The organism is Anaerotruncus sp. 80, assembly GCF_009936115.1.
GTDB classification, from domain to species: Bacteria; Bacillota; Clostridia; order Peptostreptococcales; family Anaerovoracaceae; genus Senimuribacter; species Senimuribacter intestinalis.
In genome coordinates, this window is sequence record NZ_QWES01000012.1 from 68,459 (window position 1) to 91,119 (window position 22,661).

19 protein-coding genes and 1 riboswitch are annotated in these 22,661 nt (G+C 46.8%); of the genes, 17 read left to right on the plus strand and 2 right to left on the minus strand.

Translation table 11 applies throughout. The features are described from left to right. Window positions 1-57 precede the first annotated feature (57 nt). Genes yhbY through D1155_RS07410 form a run of 5 tightly spaced genes read left to right on the plus strand, consistent with a single transcriptional unit; the run spans window position 58 to window position 4,639 of the window. Window positions 58-354, plus strand: coding sequence for a ribosome assembly RNA-binding protein YhbY (gene yhbY, locus D1155_RS07390; RefSeq protein ID WP_160201753.1), 297 nt, complete (start codon window positions 58-60; stop codon window positions 352-354). Window positions 355-370: 16 nt separating this feature from the next. Then, complete coding sequence (gene truA, locus D1155_RS07395; RefSeq protein ID WP_160201754.1) at window positions 371-1,180, plus strand: tRNA pseudouridine(38-40) synthase TruA; 810 nt, start codon at window positions 371-373, stop codon at window positions 1,178-1,180. Beyond that, window positions 1,173-1,646 carry a cytidine/deoxycytidylate deaminase family protein gene (locus D1155_RS07400; RefSeq protein ID WP_160201755.1) on the plus strand — a complete coding sequence of 158 codons (474 nt, stop codon included), beginning with the start codon at window positions 1,173-1,175 and terminating at the stop codon, window positions 1,644-1,646. Before truA ends, D1155_RS07400 begins: the two co-directional genes overlap by 8 nt. A 30-nt stretch (window positions 1,647-1,676) precedes the next feature. Continuing rightward, window positions 1,677-2,792 carry an MraY family glycosyltransferase gene (locus tag D1155_RS07405; RefSeq protein ID WP_160201756.1) on the plus strand — a complete coding sequence of 372 codons (1,116 nt, stop codon included), beginning with the start codon at window positions 1,677-1,679 and terminating at the stop codon, window positions 2,790-2,792. Further along, complete coding sequence (locus D1155_RS07410) at window positions 2,789-4,639, plus strand: S8 family serine peptidase (protein WP_160201757.1); 1,851 nt, start codon at window positions 2,789-2,791, stop codon at window positions 4,637-4,639. The genes D1155_RS07405 and D1155_RS07410 overlap by 4 nt, the downstream gene beginning before the upstream one ends. A gap of 60 nt (window positions 4,640-4,699) precedes the next feature. On the opposite strand, the gene D1155_RS07415 is transcribed toward D1155_RS07410, so the two are convergent. Then, window positions 4,700-4,963, minus strand: a complete 264-nt coding sequence (locus tag D1155_RS07415; RefSeq protein WP_160201758.1) for a helix-turn-helix transcriptional regulator — start codon at window positions 4,961-4,963, stop codon at window positions 4,700-4,702. Window positions 4,964-5,204: 241 nt separating this feature from the next. On the opposite strand from D1155_RS07415, the gene D1155_RS07420 reads away from it, so the two are divergent. Further along, the gene (locus D1155_RS07420; RefSeq protein ID WP_160201759.1) at window positions 5,205-7,505 is read left to right on the plus strand and encodes a vitamin B12-dependent ribonucleotide reductase; all 2,301 of its coding nucleotides are present in this window, start codon (window positions 5,205-5,207) and stop codon (window positions 7,503-7,505) included. A gap of 115 nt (window positions 7,506-7,620) precedes the next feature. Beyond that, window positions 7,621-7,730: riboswitch (TPP riboswitch) on the plus strand. A gap of 84 nt (window positions 7,731-7,814) precedes the next feature. Then, window positions 7,815-9,119, plus strand: a complete 1,305-nt coding sequence (gene thiC / locus D1155_RS07425; protein ID WP_160201760.1) for a phosphomethylpyrimidine synthase ThiC — start codon at window positions 7,815-7,817, stop codon at window positions 9,117-9,119. A 44-nt stretch (window positions 9,120-9,163) separates the two neighbouring features. Here the strand turns inward: thiC and D1155_RS07430 are convergent, their stop codons facing one another. Further along, window positions 9,164-9,841 carry an amino acid racemase gene (locus tag D1155_RS07430; protein ID WP_160201761.1) on the minus strand — a complete coding sequence of 226 codons (678 nt, stop codon included), beginning with the start codon at window positions 9,839-9,841 and terminating at the stop codon, window positions 9,164-9,166. A gap of 306 nt (window positions 9,842-10,147) precedes the next feature. Between D1155_RS07430 and D1155_RS07435 the strand changes: the two genes are divergently transcribed. The 10 genes from D1155_RS07435 to pepT all read left to right on the plus strand — a co-directional run bounded on the left by D1155_RS07435 (window position 10,148) and on the right by pepT (window position 22,618). Then, window positions 10,148-11,068, plus strand: coding sequence for a DMT family transporter (locus tag D1155_RS07435; RefSeq protein WP_160201762.1), 921 nt, complete (start codon window positions 10,148-10,150; stop codon window positions 11,066-11,068). Between the two features lie 75 nt (window positions 11,069-11,143). Beyond that, window positions 11,144-12,523, plus strand: a complete 1,380-nt coding sequence (locus D1155_RS07440; protein WP_160201763.1) for an aminopeptidase — start codon at window positions 11,144-11,146, stop codon at window positions 12,521-12,523. 68 nt (window positions 12,524-12,591) lie between these two features. Continuing rightward, window positions 12,592-13,473, plus strand: a complete 882-nt coding sequence (locus D1155_RS07445; RefSeq protein ID WP_160201764.1) for an EamA family transporter — start codon at window positions 12,592-12,594, stop codon at window positions 13,471-13,473. A gap of 87 nt (window positions 13,474-13,560) precedes the next feature. Then, window positions 13,561-14,766: an L-serine ammonia-lyase gene (locus D1155_RS07450; protein WP_160201765.1), complete on the plus strand. Its 1,206-nt coding sequence runs from the start codon at window positions 13,561-13,563 to the stop codon at window positions 14,764-14,766. A gap of 150 nt (window positions 14,767-14,916) precedes the next feature. Then, complete coding sequence (locus D1155_RS07455) at window positions 14,917-15,810, plus strand: YitT family protein (RefSeq protein WP_243151045.1); 894 nt, start codon at window positions 14,917-14,919, stop codon at window positions 15,808-15,810. Window positions 15,811-15,905: 95 nt separating this feature from the next. After that, entirely contained in the window at window positions 15,906-16,790 is an 885-nt protein-coding gene (locus D1155_RS07460) for a YitT family protein (protein ID WP_160201767.1), read from the plus strand. A gap of 381 nt (window positions 16,791-17,171) precedes the next feature. Beyond that, complete coding sequence (locus D1155_RS07465) at window positions 17,172-18,119, plus strand: MoxR family ATPase (RefSeq protein WP_160201768.1); 948 nt, start codon at window positions 17,172-17,174, stop codon at window positions 18,117-18,119. Window positions 18,120-18,158: 39 nt separating this feature from the next. Then, on the plus strand, window positions 18,159-19,220 hold the full coding sequence (locus D1155_RS07470) for a DUF58 domain-containing protein (RefSeq protein ID WP_160201769.1): 1,062 nt from the start codon (window positions 18,159-18,161) through the stop codon (window positions 19,218-19,220). Next, entirely contained in the window at window positions 19,210-21,390 is a 2,181-nt protein-coding gene (locus D1155_RS07475; protein ID WP_160201770.1) for a transglutaminase domain-containing protein, read from the plus strand. The genes D1155_RS07470 and D1155_RS07475 overlap by 11 nt, the downstream gene beginning before the upstream one ends. Before the next feature lie 10 nt (window positions 21,391-21,400). Beyond that, window positions 21,401-22,618 (plus strand): peptidase T, encoded by a 1,218-nt coding sequence (pepT, locus tag D1155_RS07480; protein ID WP_160201771.1) that lies wholly within the window; start codon window positions 21,401-21,403, stop codon window positions 22,616-22,618. Window positions 22,619-22,661 lie beyond the last annotated feature (43 nt).

Here is a 22,661-nt window from a genome sequence, read left to right on the forward strand (position 1 = left end):
TTTATGGTATACTATAACGGATTGAATGCAGAATTAAGATGAAATGAGGATAGATTTATGATTACAAGCAAGCAGAGGAGTTTTTTGAGAGGACTTGCACAGACCACAGACCCTACGGTATATATTGGAAAACAGGGACTGACGGAGAATATCGTCAAGGAAATTGACACCGGACTTTACTGCAGAGAGTTGGTAAAAGTGAAGATTCAGGAGGGCTGCACTTTGAGCCCGAAAGAAACCGCCAACGAGATTGCTGAGAAACTGGGAGCAGAGTTTGTTCAGGCCATCGGAAGAAAATTTACCCTGTACAGAGAGTCTAAGGACAACAAGCAGATTGAGCTTCCGAGAAAGTAAGGCATTAGAATCAAACATGGAAAGAAATATTCTTTTGACGATTGAATATGACGGAACAGGTTTCTCCGGCTGGCAGAGACAGCCTGGCGTGCGGACGGTGCAGGGCGAACTGGAGAAGGCGCTGAGCCATGTATGCGGAAAGCCGGTACAGATAAACGGTACCAGTCGTACCGACGCCGGTGTGCATGCGCTTTCCCAGCGGGCGTCTTTCCGGGGTGAGTTTGGGATTCCTACTGACAGAATCCCTCTGGCAGTCAATAACTATTTGGCGGGGAGTCTGGGAAGCGGATACGCCTGTGGTGATGTGCGGATTATCAGGGCAGAAGAAATGCCGGCAGACTTTCATGCACGGTTTGACTCCAAGGGGAAGACTTATCGGTATATCTTAAGACATGGCAGCGCAGCCAGCGCGTTTTCGCGAAATTACTGTTACCACCTGAAAGCCGCTTTGGCAGCAGAGCCTATGCGTAAGGCAGCAGCTTTTATCGAGGGAACTCATGACTTTGCTTGTTTCCAGGCTGCGGGGGGAACCGTGCGCGAGACTACCGTGCGCACGATATATGACCTTCAGATCAAAGAACCTGTGGCAGGAGAGATGCACATAGAGGTGACCGGCGATGGCTTTCTCTACAATATGGTGCGGATTATTGTGGGTACTTTAGTAGAAGTTGGACAAGGGAAGAAGTCTGCAGAGGACATTCCGGCAATTCTGCAGTCGGCAGACAGACAGAGAGCGGGGCACACAGCACCACCCCAGGGCTTGTACCTGGTGGAAATATATTACGATGAAAAACCAATGAAAGAAAGGAACGACGATCATGGCTGATACGAAGATTTTAGCAAAAGATAACAGACCTACATGGGATGAATATTTTATGCAGATGGCAGAGTTGACAGCAAAGCGCTCTACCTGCCTGCGCAGACAGGTTGGAGCAGTTATTGTAAAGGACAAGCATATTGTGGCCACAGGATATAACGGCGCGCCCAGAGGCATTGCCCACTGCGACGAAAAGGGTGGCTGCCTGCGTCAGAAGATGGGAGTTCCATCGGGACAGCGCCATGAGCTTTGCAGAGCGCTTCATGCGGAACAGAATGCGATTATCCAGGCGGCAACGCTGGGCCAGAGCATCGAAGATGCGACCATCTATGTTACCAATCAACCTTGCGTAATTTGTGCAAAGATGATCATCAACGCAGGAATTAAACGCATTGTGGTAAAAGAGGGTTATCCAGATGAGCTTTCTGTAGAGATTTTAGATGAAGCGGGTCTTAAGATCGTCATGCTGGACTAATAGAATACAAGTACGAAGGATAACAAATTTATGGAAATTACGAGACTGACGCTACTGGCGGCTTTTGTAACAGCTTTTGCGCTGGCACTTTTGTTTACGCCGGTTGCGATTAAGATTGCTCCTAAAATCGGTGCGATTGACGTGCCGAAAGACGGACGAAGGATGCATACCAAGGCAATGCCTCGCTTTGGTGGATTGGCAATCTTCGTGGGAACTATCGGTTCTCTTGCAATTTATGCAGGCGATAATGAAAAGATGATACCGGTTTTGATTGGCGGCACTATGATCTATATTCTGGGTGTGGTTGACGATTTAAAGAATCTGAACGCGAAACTGAAGTTCGGCGGTCAGCTTTTGGTTGCGATTTTGATGTATTATATGGGGCTTCGGATTAAGTTCATTGCAAACTATTTTGGAGAAGGAAAGCTCCTTTTCGGGGAAGTGGTCTGCTTTATCGTGACGGTGCTTTGGATTGTAGGGATTACCAATACCATCAACCTCATTGACGGACTGGACGGACTTGCGGCTGGAAACGCAGCGATTTCTGCCCTTTGCATTGCCTATGTTGCCTATATTCATGGAGATCAGTATGGTATGATGATTGTTTGCCTTGCTATGCTGACTCTTGCCGGCGGATGTTTGGGATTTTTGCCCTTTAACTTTTTTCCGGCAAAGATTTTTATGGGAGACGGAGGCTCGCTGTTTCTCGGGTTTATGATTGCTGCTCTGTCGGTGGTAGGACCGCTGAAACGGTCGACCATCATTGCAGTTGTAGTGCCGGTCGTGGTGCTGGGAATTCCAATCTTTGATACGTTTTTTGCTATTTTACGTAGGCTTGTAAATAAAAGACCGATTATGGAAGCGGACAAAGGTCATCTGCATCACAGGCTGATGGCATCGGGATACGGACAGCGAAGAGCTGTGTTGATGCTTTACGGCGTTAGTGCAACCATGGGAATGGCGGCTGTGCTGATTAGCAGAGAGCTTTATAAAGACGCTTTTGTTTTGGTAGGGATTGCGACTATATATTTGTACGTATTCCTCACCGATCCGAATCATAAAATGCCGCACATCAAGGCAGTCAATATTGCAAAAGAGGAGCGGATGGAGGAGAAAAGAAGCGAAAAATCGGAGGCAACAGAATGAAAAGGTTAAAGAAAAAAGGCATAGTTTTATTTTTAGCCATGGCACTGGGTGTAACTATGGTGCCGGTGATTTCTTTTGGTACGGATACAGCAGGAGATACCTCTGCAGAGGTCAGAAAGCAGGAATATATCTTAACAGCCACTTCAGATTTGTCAGAGCTGAAGCTGCCGTCTTATGTAGAGGACATCAGCTTTGATGGAACCGATTTGGCACTGATTAAGGTCAAAAACGGTATTACAGAAGATCAGATTAGAGAGGATTTGGAGGCGCAGGCAGAGAACTTTTCTGTACAGCCGAATTTTGTATATGAAGCGACAAGGGTTAATGATCCTTTTTATGGCTTGCAGTGGGGCTTGCATAATGAAGAAACCGGCGTGGATATCGGTTTTGAAGAAAGCTATGATTTTATCATGGAACATCTGAATGAAATGAGCGAAACTGTAGTGGCAGTTATCGACACCGGTATGGACTATACGCATAGCGATTTAGCTGCAAATATCTGGGTAAATTCTGGAGAAACCCCAGGAAATGATAAGGACGATGACGGAAACGGCTATCGGGATGATGTTCATGGATATGATTTTGCCAAAAACAGACCTCTCAGCGATGGCGCAATCAACAACTACTATGCCCATGGAACTCACTGTGCAGGCATTATCGGCGCAGCTACTAATAATGGGAATGGGATTGCCGGAATTGCCTCTGCTACAGGCAAAGTTTCCATCATGGATTTAAAGGTACTGGAAGGTCCGAAGGGACTTGGAGACAGCTACGATGTGGTTAGAGCTATTCGCTATGCAGAGAGAAACGGTGCAGATATCTGCAACTTGAGCATGGGTTCCTATGTCGACGATGAGACTTTGTATAGGACCATTGCGGCATCAGATATGCTGTTTGTCTGCGCAGCAGGAAATGATGGACTGAATCTGGACAATAAGCCGATTTATCCGGGCTGCTATGACTTGAGCAATGTAATCTGTGTCGGCAATGCACAGAGCAATGGCAGACTGAACAGTAGATCCAATTACAGCAGTAAATCTGTAGATATTGCGGCGCCAGGAACCGTGATTCACAGTACAATTCCTAACAATAAATATGATGATATGTCAGGAACCTCCATGGCGGCTCCTTTTGTAACGGGGGCGGCAGCGGTGCTGCATTCCTACTATAAAGATATCAGCGCAGCAGGTATCCGCCATTTGCTTCTTTCCGGCGCCCAGAGAAAGAGTTCTCTAAACGGAAGAGTGGTGTCGGGAAGATTTTTGGATTTATATAAGTCGCTGACAGATTACAGTGAAGATGATTATCAGATTGATGTCAAGGCACCGCAGCTAAAAGCATCGGTATCTAAAATCAGCGGTTCCTATAAACAGAAACTGAAAATCGCAGCAAGCGATGACAGTGGTCTTTTGCCAACTGTGCGATATGCTAGGGGCAGTCAGTCTCTTTCCTACTTCCGAAGCGGGGCAGGCACCAAGCTTTCTTTGAGTGCAGATGGGACGGTCAGCAAAACCCTAACCATTCCGGGCATTTATTCGGTATATGCGGTGGACGCAGCAGGAAATGATGTACTGGTGAAAGCAACCTGCACTGTTAATGCGGTTAGCAGTCTAAAACTGAACTATTCGAAGAAGAGTCTCGCAAAGGGGAAAGCCTTTACCTTGAAAGCGACTCTTTCTAAGAGTGGCGTCAACGGCAGAAAGTTGACCTATACTTCTTCAGACAGGACTATTGCTGTCGTAAACAGCAAAGGAGTGGTTACTGCAAAGAAAAAGAAAGGTACAGCAACCATAACTGTAAAAACAAGTAACGGACTTTCCAAAACGTGCAAAGTGACAGTAAAATAATTCCTGAAACAAAACAAAAACCTCCAGATGACACCCTGTATGGTGCAGCTTCTGGAGGTTTTATATTTTAGGCTCTGAATCCTTTCGCTTCTTTTTCGGTACGGCGTTCTTTGATCTGGGATAAGGCGTGGGATCGTCAGTGATGCCATAGATATAGTCGAGACTGGTTTCAAAGAGAAAGGACAGTTCCTTTGCCTGCTCCGTTGTAGGATAGCGTTTGCCATGCTCCATCTTTGAATAGTCAGCCTGGTCTATACCGGTTTCGATTTGCACTTTGACCTGAGTAAGACCTTTTTTCTTTCGAAGTTCTTTGAGTCTATTCACTGTCACGCCTCCTTTCTAGAACTATTATGGCAAATTGACCTACAAAAAATAGGGGAAATTGACCTATTTTAGGATTTCTTTCGTTCCGCTGCTAGTCTTTTAAGAAATAGGATAAATTGCGGCGTGCGCAGTCTTCTTATAAAGCTATCGTGAATTTGTTGGAAGAACTTGTTGCTATACACTACATATAGTGATATAATTATCTCTGTGACAATATATAAAGTGTATAGCGGAGGAAAATATGGCAATTTCAGAAATCAGCAAGAATGCTTTAACAGTACTGGAAAAACGATATCTGGGCAAAGATGGAGAAGGTAACCTGACGGAAACAGTAGAAGGTATGTTTCGCAGAGTTTCAGATACCATCGCTGCAGCAGATGCAAAATACGATAACACGACAGATACGAAGGCGCTCAGCGATCAGTTCTTCGAACTGATGACGGATTTGCGCTTTTTACCAAACTCCCCGACTCTGATGAATGCGGGTAGAGTTTTGGGGCAGCTTTCAGCCTGCTTTGTTTTGCCGGTGGAAGACAGTATGGAAGGAATCTTTGATTCTGTAAAGAATGCGGCATTGATTCATAAGTCTGGTGGGGGTACGGGATTTTCTTTTTCAAGACTTCGTCAGAGTGGATCAGCCGTTAGATCTACGGGCGGCGTTGCCAGCGGACCTATCAGCTTTATGAAGGTATTCAATGCGGCAACGGAGGCTGTGAAACAGGGTGGCACTAGACGAGGTGCTAACATGGGTGTACTTAGAATTGATCACCCGGATATTTTGGACTTTATCAACTGCAAAGCAGACAATAAAGAGATTACAAATTTTAACATTAGTGTTGGTATTACGGAAGCTTTTATGGAAGCGGTAGAGAGCCAGAGTGATTATGATCTCATCGACCCGAAGACAAAGCAAGCGGTAGGACATCTCAGCGCAGAAAAGGTCTTCGACCTTGTCGTTGACCATGCGTGGAAAAACGGAGAGCCGGGCATTATTTTCCTGGACAGGCTTAACCGCGATAATGTGACCCCGACGCAGGGCGAAATTGAAAGTACCAATCCGTGCGGAGAACAGCCGCTGCTGCCATATGAAAGCTGCAACTTGGGCTCCATTAACTTGGTGAAGATGCTGAGAAAAACGCTGACGGGCTATGAATTTGACTTCCGTCTTTTGGGAGAAACTGTAGAGCAGGCAGTGCATTTTCTGGACAATGTCATCGATGCCAATAATTATCCTTTGGATAAGATTGCAGAAACGACCCGTGCGTCCCGTAAAATCGGACTGGGCGTAATGGGATGGGCAGATGCTCTTTTAATGCTGGGTATTCCATATAATTCTGATGAAGCTGTGGAGCTTGCTGAAAGAGTCATGGGGTATATCAATACGGCAGGTCATGCGGCAAGCAGTAAGCTGGCAGCAAAGCGCGGAACTTTCCCGTTATTCTCGGTCAGCACTTTAAAGGATGGGGCTGCTATGAGAAATGCGACGGTGACTACCATCGCTCCGACCGGCACGCTTTCTATCATCGGCGGATGTTCTTCCGGTGTAGAACCGGTCTTCGCCTATGCGTTTATCCGCAATATTATGGATGGCACAGAGATGATCGAGGTGAATCCGGTTCTGACAGAGAAATTGAAAGAACTGGGGCTTTATAGCGACAGACTGCTTCGCAGAATTGCATCAGAGGGAACTATCGCTCACTGTGAGGAAATCCCGCAGGAAGTGCGCGATGTTTTCGTTTGCTCACACGATATCAAGCCGATTGACCACATTAAAATGCAGGCAGCTTTCCAGCGCCATACGGACAACGCCGTTTCAAAGACTGTAAACTTCCCTAAGGAAGCCACCAGAAACGAAGTGCGAGAGGCATATCTTCTGGCATACAAAGAAGGCTGCAAGGGTGTGACTATTTATCGTGACGGCAGCAGAGAAGAGCAGGTACTTAATATCGGCAAGGTAAACAGAGAAGGTGCATCTGCGCAGACTGCGGCAGCTTGCCCGACCTGCCAGGAGGAACGCTACGGTCATATCGAACCGCGTCCGCGTCCTGACGTAACCCGCGGCTTTACAGAAAAGATGAAAATCGGCTGCGGAAGCCTTTATGTGACGACCAACTACGACGAAAACGGCATTTGCGAAGTGTTTACCAGTACGGGAAAAGCCGGCGGCTGCCCAAGCCAGAGCGAAGCTACAGCGAGATTGGTATCGGTAGCGCTGCGCAGCGGTATCTCTATTCAGGAAGTTTATGATCAGCTGAAGGGAATCAGATGTCCGTCTACCATCAGACAGCAGGGCATGGGCTGCACATCCTGTCCAGACGCTATCGCAAGGGTGATTATGAAAGTTTCTAAGATTATTGAGGAACAGTCAGGTGAAACCGCAGCGTCGGTAGCACCAACTGCTGCAGCAGTACCTGCACAGCAGAGCCAGAAAGTACCAGCATCTGCCAGTGAGATTCATGCTTGCCCGGAATGCGGAAGTGTAGTGGAACATGAAGGCGGCTGTGTGATCTGCAGAAACTGTGGATTTTCTAAGTGCGGCTGATAAATGCGTCTTGCGGATGGCGAGCTGCGTAACGCATACCGCAGTCGCGTGCCACCGCATCGGATTGTAAAGAATTTCTTGCAATTTGTAAGATACAGTGCTAAGATAAATATATAAACATAAAAAAGGGAGCTCATAGTAATGGGCTGAGAGGGAGCTGATACTGCTTCGACCTGCAACCTGATTTGGATAATGCCAACGTAGGGAAATATGGACGATTTACTGCCAATGGACCTGCGGGGACATTGGCAGTTTGTTTTTTTGCGGCGGCTGCAGATGTCCGAAGATACGTAAGGAGGAAAAACGAAAATGAGAGCATATGCAACACAGATGGAAGCTGCACGCAAAGGGATTGTAACCCCGGAACTTGAAATTGTAGCAAAGAAAGAGCGCATGACGACAGAAGAACTGCTGCCTCTTGTGGCATCTGGTAAAGTGGCAATTTGCGCCAATAAAAATCACAAATGTATCGATCCGGAGGGAGTCGGTTCTATGCTGCAGACCAAGATTAATGTGAACCTGGGTGTTTCCAGAGACTGTAAGGATATGGATGTGGAACTGGAAAAGGTCATGGCGGCAGTCAATATGGGAGCCCATGCCATCATGGATTTATCTTCTCACGGAGATACAATTCCTTTTCGCCGCAAACTGACAGCGGAATGCCCTGCCATGATTGGAACGGTGCCGATCTATGACAGCGTGATTCATTACCAGCGGGATCTGGATACGCTTACTGCGAAAGATTTTATCGATGTAGTGAGACTGCACGCAGAAGACGGCGTGGATTTTGTAACGCTGCACTGCGGCATTACCCGAAAGACCATCGATCAGATCAAAAAGCATAAGCGGAAGATGAATATTGTTTCCCGCGGCGGCTCTCTGGTCTTTGCATGGATGACTATGACCGGTGAGGAAAACCCGTTTTACGAGTACTTTGATGAAATTTTGGATATCTGTAGAGAGTACGACGTAACTATTTCTCTGGGAGATGCCTGCCGTCCAGGCTGTCTTGCCGATGGATCCGATGTCTGCCAGATTGAAGAGCTGGTGCGTCTGGGTGAACTGACAAAGCGTGCCTGGGAAAAAGATGTGCAGGTAATGGTAGAAGGACCTGGACATATGCCGATGGATCAGATTGCGGCGAATATGAAGCTGCAACAGACCATCTGCAGCGGCGCACCATTTTATGTGCTGGGTCCAATTGTGACAGATATTGCCCCGGGTTACGATCATATTACCTCTGCTATCGGCGGGGCTATCGCAGCAGCTTCCGGCGCAGCATTTTTATGCTATGTAACCCCGGCAGAGCACTTGGCACTGCCGAACGTGGAAGACGTAAAACAGGGGATTATCGCTTCCAAAATCGCAGCCCACGCAGGGGATATCGCAAAGGGTGTTCGCGGGGCTCGTGAAATGGACGACCGTATGGCTGATGCAAGACGAGAGCTGGATTGGGAGGCACAGTGGGCATGCGCCATTGATCCTGAGACGGCAAAGGCAATCCGTGAGGAACGAAAACCAGAACATGAAGATACTTGCTCTATGTGCGGAAAGTTCTGCGCTGTCAGAAGTATGAACAAAGCTCTGGCAGGGGAACATATTGATATATTATAAGAAAATAAGCAAAACAGCCGTTTCGATAGCGGCTGTTTTTTAGTTTATTCAATCGCCATCTTTGCGGCGGTTTCTCCGTGTATGATTGTCGTATCAAAGAGTGGGATTTCGGTGTGTTCCTGCTGCATCAGCATGCCGATTTCGGTACAGCCGAGGATAACGCCCTCTGCGCCGGAAGCAGTCAGCTTTTCGGCAATCCTGTAAAATTTCTTTGAGGATTCTTCTTTGACAATACCAAAGCCAGTTTCCTCAAAGAGTACTTTGTCGATAAACGCCCGGTCGTCTTCTTCGGGGATGAGGACTTTCAGACCTTTTTCCTCCAGCCTGCCGCGATAAAAATCTTCTTCCATGGTGATACGGGTTCCCATGAGACCAATACAGGAAATACCTTTTGCGAGAATTGCGTCAGCAGTGGCGTCTGCGATATGCAGCAGCGGCGTTTTTATGTGCGCCTGCAGGAATGGAGCATGCCTGTGCATGGTGTTGGAACAGATAATATAATAATCACAGCCTGCGGCTTCAATCTGGCGTGCGCCTTCCAGCAGCACCTGCTCCTGTTCATCTTTGCGGGTGATAAAAACATCTTGCAGGTTGACGTTGGCGAGAACCATTTTGGCGCAGTTGTATTCGCCCAGTGCATTTGCGACATAGTGATTGATGTATTCGTACATTTGCAGAGAGGAATGCCAGGACAGACCTCCAATCATGCCGATGGTTTTCATGATAACACCTCCAGTGGGATTTTTGTTTTCTTTAGTTTACTTGATGGGACAGAAAAAGTCAATGCGAGGCAAGACGAAGGATATGACAAAGGCACGAAAAATATGTCAAAATTGAATTCACGCTTTGCCGTGGGGAAGAGAAGGGATTCATGGCTTTACTGTGATAAGCTGCAGCATAGCATGGTTTTAGAAAATTTCCAATGAAATAGGTATTATACCAATCATTCTAAAATTACACCCTTTTAAATGCTTTTTTCTTCATGCTACAATATAAGCTAGAGTTGGCTAGAGCTAGGAGGAATTGCCATGAATCAGGGAAAGAGCGTTTACAGCAAGGGAATTATTATTGCAGTTTTCAGCGAAGTTCTCTTTGGACTAAGCTTTATTTTTATTAGAATGTGCGTCAACGATGTGTCGGTATTTACACTACTGTCGTGGCGTACCATCGTAGCGTTTTTCGCCATGACCATTTGCGCAGTGCTGGGCATTATTAAAATCGATTTAAAAGGAAAAAATTTGAAGCCGCTTCTGCTTCTCAGCTTTTTTCAGCCGGTTTTATATTTCATCATGGAAACTCTGGGCGTGCAGAGAACTACGGCGGCGGAAAGCGGAGTGCTTCTTGCCTGCATTCCTATTATTACTATGCTGTTTAGTGCAGTATTTCTGCGGGATAAGCCGACCAAGCTGCAGATTGCATGCATGGTAGTAACTGTAGCCGGCGCAGTGATGATTGGAATGGGTGGTGAGCTGACGACTTCCAGCAGCTTCCTTGGATATTTGTTTCTGCTTGTTGCCATGTGCAGCGAGTCAGCGTACGCTATTACTTCCCAGAATATCAAAGGCTTTAACAGTGCAGAAAAAACTTATGCGATGATTGTCAGCGGCGCGGTAGTGTTTACCGGCTGCGCCCTTGTGGAACATGCAATGAACGGAACGGTTGTCGAATTTCTGACCCTGCCTTTACATAACAGCGGTTTTTTGGTGTGCATTTTGTATCTGTCTTTAGGGTGCAATCTGATTGCGTTTCTTTGCGCAAATTATTCCATCTCTATCATCGGTGCGACAAAGCGTGCCGCCTTCGCAAGCATAGCTTCCGTAACGTCAGTCCTTGGCGGAGTATTTTATCTGGGTGAAACTTTTACGAAAACCCAGATTATAGCAACGGTGCTGGTACTTGCAGGTGTTTATGGGGTAAATCGGTTTGGAAAAAATGGCGAAGAGGCGTAAGGAAAATCTTTCCTTGCATTATCTCAATCTTTGGGCTAAGATAAAGGATAGAAAGAAGTAAAGGAGTAATGTCAAATGGAAAGACCAAACGCTTGGAAAAGCTATAAGGAAAATGATTTAAAGGCTCTTGAGACTCTTTGCGAAGAGTATAAGGATTTTTTAGACAAAGGCAAGACCGAAAGAGAATGTGTAAAGAATACCATCGAAATGGCAAAAGCTGCGGGCTATAAAGACCTGGCGGACGTAATCAAAGCTGGAGAAAGTCTGAAGGCTGGCGATAAGGTTTATGCGGTTTGCATGGGCAAGACCATTGCCCTGTTTCACATCGGCAAAAAGAATATCGAAGACGGCATGAACATTTTGGGCGCTCACGTAGACTCTCCGAGACTGGATGTGAAGCAGAATCCGCTTTATGAGGACTCCGATTTTGCATACATGGATACGCACTACTACGGCGGTGTGAAGAAATACCAGTGGGTAGCAATGCCTCTTGCCATTCACGGTGTAGTTGCTAAGAAAGACGGACAGGTAGTCAATGTCGTAATCGGTGAAGATGAAAATGATCCTGTCGTTAGTATTACAGATCTGCTACCGCACCTTGGCGCAAAACAGATGGAAAAGAAGGCGGGCTCTGTCATCGAGGGCGAAAATCTGGACGTACTCATCGGCAGCAAACCCCTTGAAGGTGAAGAAAAGGATGCTGTAAAGGCAACTATTCTGAAGCTATTAAAAGAAAAATATGACATGGAAGAAGAGGATTTTCTCTCTGCTGAGCTGGAAGTGGTTCCGGCAGGAAAGGCAAGAGATACAGGGCTTGACCGCAGCATGATTATGTCCTACGGTCAGGATGACAGAGTTTGCGCGTTTACTTCCCTGAAAGCCCTGCTGGACGTGGAAGATATAGAAAAAACGGCATGCTGCATTCTGGTAGATAAAGAAGAAATCGGCAGCGTAGGTGCAACCGGTATGGAATCCAAGTTCTTTGAAAATGCAGTAGCAGAACTTCTTGATAGAATGGGGCAGTATAGCGAGCTTACGCTGCGCAGAGTGCTGGCTAACTCCAAAATGCTTTCCTCTGATGTAAATGCTGCTTACGACCCGCTCTTCGCAGACGTTTACGAAAAGAAAAACGCTTCCTTTGCAGGTCGCGGTATGGTATTCAGTAAGTTCACAGGTTCTCGCGGCAAATCCGGCTCCAACGACGCCAACGCTGAGTATATTGCTGAAATCAGAAATATCATGGACGATGAAGGAATCCACTATCAGCTGGCAGAACTGGGTAAAGTCGATATCGGCGGCGGCGGTACGATTGCGTACATTCTGGCGCTTTACGGCATGGACGTTATCGACTGCGGTGTAGCGGTACTGAACATGCACGCACCTTGGGAAGTAACCAGCAAAGCTGACGTTTACGAAACCAAGAGAGGCTATGAAGTATTTCTGAAAAGAATGTAATTAAAATGACATAAAACGGGCTTTTTTCGTTTAAACTACTGGAAACAAAACGAAAGGAGCCTGTTTTTATGTGGCTTTTACTTGCGGTGATTTCTACGCTGTTTATCGGTGTATCAACCATACTTTCTAAAATCGGAATTAAGGACGCCGATGCTTATGTGACCGGTGCGGTGACAAATACGGTGCTTCTTGCGGCTTTTGCAGGAACAGCACTTTTTTCTGGCAGCTTCGGGCAGGTCAGTGATATGACCATGAGCACATGGCTTTCGGTACTTGCGTCCGGCATTGTCTTGTCCATCTCATGGGCATTTTATTTTCTGGGACTCAAAGGCGGCAGTGTCAGCGTATTTCTTGCCATTCAAAGTCTTACCATCGTCATTTCCATGATTCTTTGTGCGGTATTTATCAAAGAAAAAATTACTGTATTCATGATGGTTGGAACGGCATTGATTATTACTGGAACCTTACTGATGATGGACAGACAGGAACTTGCAGCGCTCTCAGGCAAAGGTCTTTGGAATAGTGAGCAGCGATGGATTCTTTTTGCGGGACTTTCCGCGGTTTGCGCGTCTATTTCCTATGTCATCGTAAAGTCGGATACTGAGCCTATCGACACCAATGTGACTTCCACTTTTCGTTACATCATCGTGGTTGTAATGCTCTGGCTTTTGCTGGCGAAGAAAGGAAAGGGCAGAGAGTTTGGGGAAATTTCCCCAAAGACATGGCTGTTTATTCTGCTGGGCGCAGCAGCTTCCGGAGCCGGTCATGTGCTGGTGTATAAGGCTCTTTTCCTTGGAAAAGCGGCGGTCATTATGACTATTTACCGTATGGGCATGGTGATTTCCATCATTCTGTCCCGGATTTTCTTGAAGGAAAAACTTTCAGCAAAAGGCTGGGGCGGGTTTGGACTGCTGGTTTTGGGCGTCATATTGTTTGCGGTAGGCAGATAATTTTAGGGTTGCGAGGTAAGGAGATTTCCGTATATAATGCTAGATGAAATGATTTGATTTAAGTCTAAAAAAGAAAGAAGGAATATTATGGAATCACTTCGAGAATTATACAGAATCGGCAGAGGACCGTCCAGTTCTCACACCATTGCACCGACCCTGGCAGCGGAAATTTTTGCAGAGGAGACAAAAGATGCTGCTAGCTATAGAGTTACCTTGTATGGTTCTCTTTCAAAGACGGGAAAGGGTCATATGACCGATGTAGCGATTTTAGATGTACTTGGCTCTGACAAGTGTGAAATGATTTTTAGTGATACACCGGACGAAGAGCTGCCGCACCCTAACACCATGTTTTTTGAAGCGCTGGACGCTGCGGGCAGTGTGACATGTCAGATGGAAATTTACAGCGTGGGCGGCGGACGTATTGCCGTCAAAGGGCAAAAGCCTGCAAAGCCGCAGGATGTATATAAGCTGGAATCCTTTGAGGAAATACATGCTTACTGCAGAGAGAGGGATATTCGCCTTTGTGAATATGTTTATGAGACGGAAGGCGAAGAAATTCGTGATTATCTGCATGAAATCTGGAACCAGATGAAAGAAACTGTGCGCCGGGGGCTTTCTGCAGAAGGCACTTTACAGGGCGGGCTTTCCGTTCAGAGAAAGGCTAGGTATCTGTATCGCCAGAATCATATTGATGAAAGCCCGCAGACGAGAGAAAACAGGCTGGTATGTGCTTTTGCCTATGCGGTCAGTGAAGAAAATGCGGACGGTGGTATGGTGGTAACTGCACCGACCTGCGGCTCCTGCGGTGTGGTGCCGGCAACCCTTTACTACATGCAGAAAAACAGAAAGTATTCCGATGAGCAGATTGTGGATGCGCTGGCAACGGCGGGGCTTATCGGAAATCTGATTAAGACCAATGCCTCTATCAGCGGAGCTGAGTGCGGCTGTCAGGCAGAGGTAGGAAGCGCCTGCTCTATGGCTGCTGCAGGACTTGGCGAGCTTTTCGGTATGGAAATTGACCAGATCGAATATGCGGCTGAGGTCGCTATGGAACACCACCTTGGGCTGACATGCGATCCTATCAGCGGATTGGTGCAGATTCCATGTATTGAGAGAAATGCTGTTGCGGCTATGCGTGCGATTAATGCGGTAAGCTTGGCGAACTTTTTGACTCACACCAGAAAAATATCCTTTGACGTGGTGATAAAGACCATGTATGAGACAGGCTGTGATTTGTTCAGCAAATACAGGGAGACCAGTGAAGGCGGCCTGGCAAAGACGTATTTTGAATAAAGTTTAAAACAGTATGAAGAAACTGCTGCGAGGTAAGCTTGCAGCAGTTTTATATTATATTATCTCTTTACCATGCTAATGGGGGTCTATTGACAAGGGCGAGGCTTTGCTTTAGGATAGGTCTCAGTTATGATTTGAGGAGGCATGGTGTTGAAAAAAGAATTAAGTTTAAGGGATAATGCGGCGAGAGTCCTTTGCGTGATTGCAGGTAATGTTATTTATGCGCTGGCGGTGAAATTTTTTCTGATTCCGGGCGGATTGGTGACAGGTGGCAGTACTGGCATAGCCCTGGCGGTTAATCATTTGAGTGGAATTTCGATTTCAGGTTTTGTGCTGGTGTTTAATGTGATTATGCTGGCGGCGGGATTCCTTGTGCTGGGGAGCCGCTTTGCGCTGACCACCATTATCAGCACCTTTACATATCCGTTGGCTCTGGAAGGGCTTGACAGACTGTTTCCGGGCGCATTTATTACAGACGATGTGATTCTGTGCACGCTGTTTTCAGGTCTTGGTATTGGTATTGCAGTTGGCGTGGTGATTCGCGCAGGCGCCTCTACCGGGGGTATGGACGTGCCGCCACTGATTTTGCAGAAGTTCTGCAAGGTGCCGGTGTCAGTCAGTCTGTATGTGTTTGATACCTGTATTTTGCTGGCACAGGCATTTTTTACCGGTGCAGAAAAAATCCTTTATGGTATTGTGCTGGTCATGATTTATACGATGGTTATTGATAAGCTGATGCTCATAGGCACGACCCAGACAGAGATTAAAATTATCAGCGAAAAGTCAAAAGAAATCAATGAGGCAATCGGCGTGCAGCTTGACAGAGGAACGACACTCCTTTCTGCGAGAGGCGGTTATCTTGCACATCAGACAGAGATGGTCTTTACTGTAGTCTCAAACAGAGAAGTGCCCAAGGTGGAACGGATTGTTCATGGAATCGATCCTGCGTGCTTTATGACAGTCAGCAGAGTCAGTCAAGTCAGCGGCAGAGGATTTTCTATGGGGAAAGAATATAAGAAAAGCAAAACTGTAAAAGATGAATAAAAAATTAATCAAAATACGGATTAAATTTGTTTTAATAGACCAAAAGTTGTGATATAATCCTTTTCGGACGACTTTATAAGAGAAAGGGAAATATCATGAAACGGATCATCATTAACTATATTGCAGTTTTTGCAGGACTTGCCATCGCAGCATTTGGAATCGTGGCATTTGTGCTGCCTAGCGGTGTTATGATTGGAAGTTCCACGGGTGTAGGCAGAGTAATGGAGCACTTTTATGGGATTCCGGTATCGTATACGGTAATGGCATTTAACGGGATTTTGTTTCTGGCAGGCTGGATTTGTTTGGGGAAAAAGTTTGCCGGCTCGATTATTGTCAGCACTTTTGCGTATCCGATGTTCATCAATCTCTTTGAGCATACAAGATTTGCAGACGGAATTACGGACAATGTAATGCTGGCGACTATCTACGGCGGGGTACTGGCAGGCGTTGGCATGGGGATTGTAATAAAATGCGGCGCATCCACTGGAGGCACGGATATTTTAGCGATTATCTTCAATCGTAAGCTGGGCATTTCAGTGGGACTTCCCATGTACTTCATCGACTTTGCGATTCTTCTGACGCAGGTGATTTTTGCAAGGAACATGGAGGAAATCCTGCTGGGGATTCTGCTGACCTTTTTCTATTCTATGGTGGCGGACAAAGTGGTTCTCATGGGCGGAAGCTCGGTGCAGATCTTTATTATCAGTGAAAAGCATCAGCAGATGAGACGGGCTTTTGCCGATATGGTCATTGGAAATACAGTGTTTTATGGGGAATCCGGCTATCAGGAGAATAAGCAGGATATTTTGCTTTGTGTGCTCCCTGCTCGGGAATTGAACCGAGTGCAGCGAGCGATTTTAAGCATTGATCCGGAAGCCTTTTTTACTATAAGCAGTGTCAAGGAAGTGAAGGGCAGGGGCTTTTCCTTTGAGACGGGCGCAGCGAAACGGATAAGGCGGGAAAAATCAAATTTAACTTAAAACAGATTTTTCTCCTTAAAATGTATAAGTGAAAGGGCAAATCTTAACCGAGAATCGTAAAATGTCAAAAAAATGTATAAAAGTATTTGTCGTCGGTAGGCAGCGGCGGCTAAACTTATATGCATTTTTGCGTTTTATGCAAGAAAATTTCGGATTTGCTGCATATCTTGCAAATGATGTAAGTCTACTGCGCTTTCAGAACAGCGTTCTTATACATTTTTTTGAACATTTCTTGATTTGGGTTAAGTTTTCGTCTAAGAGTACCCGCCCCTTTTTTAAAATAGAATCAAAAGGAGAGAAGTGCCTTGAAAGCAGAAGATAATATATGATAAAATAAGAATATAGTTATCAGACAAGTCTGAATAGAAAAGGGGTGCTACCATGAATGAAGCAAGAACTGCGTTGCAGCAGGTAATGAAGGATGTAAACAGTATAATTTTAGGAAAAGAGGAGCAGGTAAAGCAGATAATTTTAGCACTGCTTTCCGGCGGACATGTCCTGCTTACGGATTTGCCGGGGACTGGAAAGACTACTTTGGCAGAGACCATTGCAAGGGAAATGGAACTGGACTATAAGCGGGTGCAGTTTACGCCCGATGTGCTGCCTTCGGATTTGACGGGATTTTCCATGTATCAGAAGGAAACGGAGCAGCTTGTTTATCAGCCGGGCAGTGTTTTCTGCAATCTGCTTTTGGCGGACGAAATTAACAGGACTTCGCCGAAAACGCAGTCAGCCCTTTTGGAGGTCATGGAGGAAGGTACGGTCAGTGTGGAGGGTGTTACCAGAAAAGTGCCGAGTCCTTTCTTTGTCATTGCTACGCAAAATCCGGAGGGAAGCGCCGGAACGCAGCCTTTGCCGGAATCACAGATGGAGCGCTTTATGATTTGTCTGTCTTTGGGCTATCCGGATTTTGACAGCGAGCTTGCTATGATTATGGGAAAAGGCGGAAGAACTGCGATTGAAACAGTAAAACAAAACCTCGACATTCAGACTCTGCAGGCAGTGCAGAAGCAGGTCGACGAAGTCTTTGCCGGTGAAGAGGTTTCTGCATATATTGTCAATCTGGTGCGAGGAACCAGAGTGCATCAAAGACTCCTTCAGGGAGCAAGTCCCAGAGCGGGTATCGCCCTTTGTCAGATGGCAAAGGCAGCTGCATGGCTTGACGGACGGGAGTTTGTTATGCCAAAGGATGTACAGGAAGTGTTCCCTTATGTGATGGGGCATCGTATTCGGACAGACCGCAGCGGCGAAGAGAATCAGGCGGAAAAGGCTGAAATCTTATCGGAAATTCTAACGAGAACCAAGAAACCTGCCATGGGTAAAAAATAGGAGCCAAGCTATGAAAAAAGTGTTTTAATTTCACTCTTTTTGGTCAGCTGGTATTTGGCAGGATTTTTCCATGCAGCGCACATCATGGTGCTGGCAGCAGCGGAAACGATGTTATTTCTTGCCATGTATCCTCTCAGTTGGTATTTGCGAAGTCGTGTGCAACTGAGCGCGGAGTCACTGCAGAACCTGCGGCTTCATACAGAAAAGGATGCCCTTTGCTCTGTGACAGTGGAAAATACTGGCGTGCTGCCAGTGACAAAGGTGCAGCTGAAATGGAATTGGGGATATCGCAGAAATCAGACGGCGTCTAAAAAGATGAAGCGAGATAAGAATTGCCGCAGGAGAAAGGAAAGTCGGAGTATTTCCTTAGATGCAAAGGAGGCGCTGCTGCTGAAACTGCCGGCTCGTGCGGAACTTTGCGGTCTTTTAGATGTAACCATAAAAAAAGCGTATCTTTGGGATTATTTGGGACTTTTCAGAAGGCGCTTTGCACAGAAGACATCTATAGAAATCGCAGTACTTCCGCCAAAACATGTGCTGCGTATTTACCTTGAAAGGGGCAGCGCAGCGGAGGAAGAGACAGAGCGGGAACTTTTTCAGATTCGCGAATATCAGCAGGGCGACAGAGCCAGGGATATCGCATGGAAGCAGAGTGTTCGTTCAGATAATCTCTTCGTAAAGGAATATCGTGAAATCAGTGACGCATGCAGTGAATTGTTTCTGGATTTAGCCGGGTGTGACGAGTATGAACCGGAAAAAATCAGTGCCTTTTATCAGGTGCTGTATGGGGTAGTTGCCGGACTTTTGGCGGTGGGAAGGTCTCTAAGAGTGTGCTGGCGGTGTGAGGACAACACGCTGCAGAGCGCAAGGATTAGTTCTGAGAGGGAAATAGACCTGCTTTTATGCAGACTTTACCGTGAAGAAGACCGGTTTAATGGATTGACAGCCGGCGATGAGGCGGCTTGTGCAAAAGGATTTTGTCTGGATTTAGAGCTGAATCTTTTCTATGGAAAGAAAAGGGTTGCGATTTTTGAGGCGGAAAAGCTCAGCGAACAGCTGGCGCAGACCGTTTATATCGGGGAGGGATTTGATGAAAAATAGAAATACCGTTTTCCATCTGATTCTTCTCTTGATTGGAATCTTGGGAATATTAACTTATGTGTTTGACATAGAGGACTTAATTTGCCAAAGGCAGCTGGTTGTCTTTGCGGCGGCTGCGCCATGCCTTCTATTTTGGAGCCTTTACGGGATTAAGGCGAAAGCGCTGCCTGTTGCAGTCGCTGTGCTTTTTGCAGGGTGCGTTCTCATTTGGGACGACTGGATTTTGGCACAAATTCAAATGTTTCCATATTTTCTCGGCTGTATAGAGGGTAGGCTTTACTGGTACATGTACGACATGACCGGATTTTTGGTCTGCGTCTTTGGCGGACTTTCTGTATTGCTGTTTTTGACAGAGTGCGTTTTGGGCTGGCATTTTATCATGTGGGTGCTGTCCATGGCGCTTCTGCTCAGCGTGCCGATTACCGGAATCGACCCCGGCTGGCTCTGTATTATTTTGCTGGGACTTTATCAGGTGCTTTTTACAGCGGTTCACTTTGGAGAAAAGGCAGAAGGAAGTCCAAAGGTGATGCGAAAAGCCGGAGGTATTACGGCAGGGATGCTGGCTGTTTTGCTGCTGGTCTCTCATGTAATAGCAGGAAGCGGCGATGGGTTTTTGTATCGCTGGGCGGAAGCGATTGACCCGACTTTGCAGCAGATTGAGAGTGAAATCACAATTACTGTGAAAAACCGGCAGAACGTGCGGAGAATTAACAGAGGAAATCTGTACACATCAGACACGGTGGTCATGGAAGTCCGTGCTGAGGAAAAGCCGACGGAGACCATCTATCTGCGGGATTTCAGCGGAGGTACATATAGCAACGGAACTTGGCTTCCCGCGGCGGACAGGGAGATTTTGAATGAGATAGATAGCAGAGCCGATACGGTAAATCGTTTTATTAATATGTATTACGACGTGAACCGTGCAGGCGCAGAGAAGGAACGGATTCTTTACGTAAGACGTGCAGATCAGGACTCGCCGTCTTACGGGATTTACTATGGTCAGTGGCACAATGCATCCTGGGAGAACCACGTGCTGCAAGCCGGGGAAGAGGGCTATGCATATTTTGAGAAAAAGGATATGGAGCCGGATTGGGATGCGGCGAGTACTTCTAACTTTTTTGCGGGAATTGATGAAAATGGAGATAACGTGTACAGCTTGGCAAGGAGTTATGCCTTTGACAGGGAGCGTAATCTGCATCGGCGTTACGAAGTAGCGGCGCAAAAGGCATATACGCAGATAAACAGAAGTAAGTTGCCGAATTTAAGTGCATTGCAGCAGGAAAATCCCATGGAAGGGGAAGCAAATATTACATCCTTTATCAAAAATTATTTGCTGACCCACGGGACGTATACTGATTCACCGGGGAGAATCCCTTTGGGAAAAGAGCCAGTGGAGCATTTTCTCTTTGAAAGCCAGCAAGGATACTGCCAGCATTTTGCTTCGGCGGCGACGCTGCTTTATCGTATGTATGGTGTGCCTGCCCGTTATTCCATGGGATTTGCGGTGAGACCATCGGATTTTGTGAAAAAAGAAGATGGAATGTATTATGCAGTCGTTACCGATGAGGAGGCTCACGCATGGCCGGAGATTTTCGACAAAGAACTGGGCTGGACGCCGGTTGAAGTAACGCCTGCTGATGAAGAAGCCGAGGGCACAGGAGCCGGTCAGCAGGATTCTGAGGGCGCAGGCCGTGAACAGAAGGAACCGGAAAGCAGTGATAAACCTGATTCACAGGACGGCTCGGAGAAAGACAATCGGCAGGAACAGAATCAAAATCCGAGCGGGGACCAAGAGGCAGGAAGCACGCCTCTTGGCAGAAGTCTTGTTGCACTGTTAGCGGCGATGATTGCTGCGTCAGGAGTTTTAGGAAGAAAAATATATTTGCGCTCTCTTGAGAAAATGAACTGCCGAAAGGCATTTGCGAAAATGCTGGAAAAACTGCAGGGTGCGGGAGTACTTTCCGGTTATGACGGCAGTGAAGAGGATTTTGCGCAGAAACTGGCGATAGCGGTAGCGGAAGTCAGCGAGGAGGAAGCGCAGCGGGCGACGGAAATCGTCAGCAGGGCAGCTTTTGGAAATACGCCAGTAAGCGAAGAAGAGGAAGAAGCGGTCAGACAGCTTTACAGGAAAATTGCTGCCTGGGCAAAGAAAAATAAAAAGATTTTATAGGAGGAAAAGAATGAAACTACAGGAAAGATTTTTGAAGTATGTGATGATGAACACCCAGTCGCTGGAGGGGACCGGTACGGTGCCGAGCACGCCGGGACAGAAGGATTTTGCGCAGGCACTGGTAGATGAGTTGAAGGACCTTGGCATTGCCGATGTACGCCTTGATGATATGGGATATATTTACGGCAGTATTCCGTCAAATTTGGATAAAAATGTGCCGACCATCGGTTTTATTGCGCATATGGACACGGCTGACGCCCATCCATCACCGGTAAAAATGCCTCGCGTCATTGAAAACTACGACGGCGGTATAATTACCCTGGAATCAGGGGCTGTGCTGGATCCGAAAACCGATGAAAATCTGCGAAATGCTAAAGGATGCAGCCTGATTGTAACTGATGGAACAACCCTGCTGGGCGGTGATGATAAAGCCGGCGTTGCAGAAATTATGACGGCACTGGAATATCTTACGGCTCACCCTGAGACGAAACACGGCAAGATTGCATTCTCTTTTACGCCTGATGAGGAAATCGGCACAAGTCAGGACAACTTCAATGTGGAAGCATTCGGCGCAGAGTTTGCTTACACGGTGGACGGGGCAGATCTTGGCGATATCGAATATGAGAATTTCAACGGCGCTTCTGCCAAAATCACCGTGCAGGGTGTAGAAACCCATCCGGGAGAAGCTAAGGACAAAATGAAGAACGCCATGCTCATTGCTATGGAGTTTAACGCTATGCTGCCGCCGTTTGAAAGACCGGAGCACACGGAAAACTACGAGGGATTTTATCACCTCATGCACATGGACGGCGATTGCAGTACCGCGACCTTGCGCTATATCATCAGAGAACACGATGCTGAAAAGTTTGCAAAGAGAAAAGATACAGTGCGCAAAGTGGCGGAACTGCTCAACTTTAAGTACGGTGATGGCACAGTGACTGCAGAAGTGACCGACGGCTACCGCAACATGACGGAGATGGTAAGACCTCACATGCACTTGATTGACTACGCGAAAGAAGCGATTGCTGAGCTTGGCATTGCACCTCGTGTGCCGGCTATTCGCGGCGGTACAGACGGTGCGGAGCTTTCTTTCAAAGGCGTGCCTTGCCCGAACCTTGGAACTGGCTCTTGGAATCACCACTCCGTGACCGAAGTTGCCAATATCGACCATATGGAGAAAACCGCGGAATTGATACTGGCGATTATCGGAAAGTATGCGGAGAGATAAGAGGTAGAATATAAATAGAAAACAACCGGCGACCTTGCAGGAA

Coding starts and splice junctions, on each gene's coding strand:
- yhbY (WP_160201753.1), top strand. CDS start 58: ATGATTACAAGCAAGCAGAGGAGTTTTTTGAGAGGACTTGCACAGACC.
- truA (WP_160201754.1), top strand. CDS start 371: ATGGAAAGAAATATTCTTTTGACGATTGAATATGACGGAACAGGTTTC.
- D1155_RS07400 (WP_160201755.1), top strand. CDS start 1,173: ATGGCTGATACGAAGATTTTAGCAAAAGATAACAGACCTACATGGGAT.
- D1155_RS07405 (WP_160201756.1), top strand. CDS start 1,677: ATGGAAATTACGAGACTGACGCTACTGGCGGCTTTTGTAACAGCTTTT.
- D1155_RS07410 (WP_160201757.1), top strand. CDS start 2,789: ATGAAAAGGTTAAAGAAAAAAGGCATAGTTTTATTTTTAGCCATGGCA.
- D1155_RS07420 (WP_160201759.1), top strand. CDS start 5,205: ATGGCAATTTCAGAAATCAGCAAGAATGCTTTAACAGTACTGGAAAAA.
- thiC (WP_160201760.1), top strand. CDS start 7,815: ATGAGAGCATATGCAACACAGATGGAAGCTGCACGCAAAGGGATTGTA.
- D1155_RS07430 (WP_160201761.1), bottom strand. CDS start 9,841: ATGAAAACCATCGGCATGATTGGAGGTCTGTCCTGGCATTCCTCTCTG.
- D1155_RS07435 (WP_160201762.1), top strand. CDS start 10,148: ATGAATCAGGGAAAGAGCGTTTACAGCAAGGGAATTATTATTGCAGTT.
- D1155_RS07440 (WP_160201763.1), top strand. CDS start 11,144: ATGGAAAGACCAAACGCTTGGAAAAGCTATAAGGAAAATGATTTAAAG.
- D1155_RS07445 (WP_160201764.1), top strand. CDS start 12,592: ATGTGGCTTTTACTTGCGGTGATTTCTACGCTGTTTATCGGTGTATCA.
- D1155_RS07450 (WP_160201765.1), top strand. CDS start 13,561: ATGGAATCACTTCGAGAATTATACAGAATCGGCAGAGGACCGTCCAGT.
- D1155_RS07460 (WP_160201767.1), top strand. CDS start 15,906: ATGAAACGGATCATCATTAACTATATTGCAGTTTTTGCAGGACTTGCC.
- D1155_RS07465 (WP_160201768.1), top strand. CDS start 17,172: ATGAATGAAGCAAGAACTGCGTTGCAGCAGGTAATGAAGGATGTAAAC.
- D1155_RS07475 (WP_160201770.1), top strand. CDS start 19,210: ATGAAAAATAGAAATACCGTTTTCCATCTGATTCTTCTCTTGATTGGA.
- pepT (WP_160201771.1), top strand. CDS start 21,401: ATGAAACTACAGGAAAGATTTTTGAAGTATGTGATGATGAACACCCAG.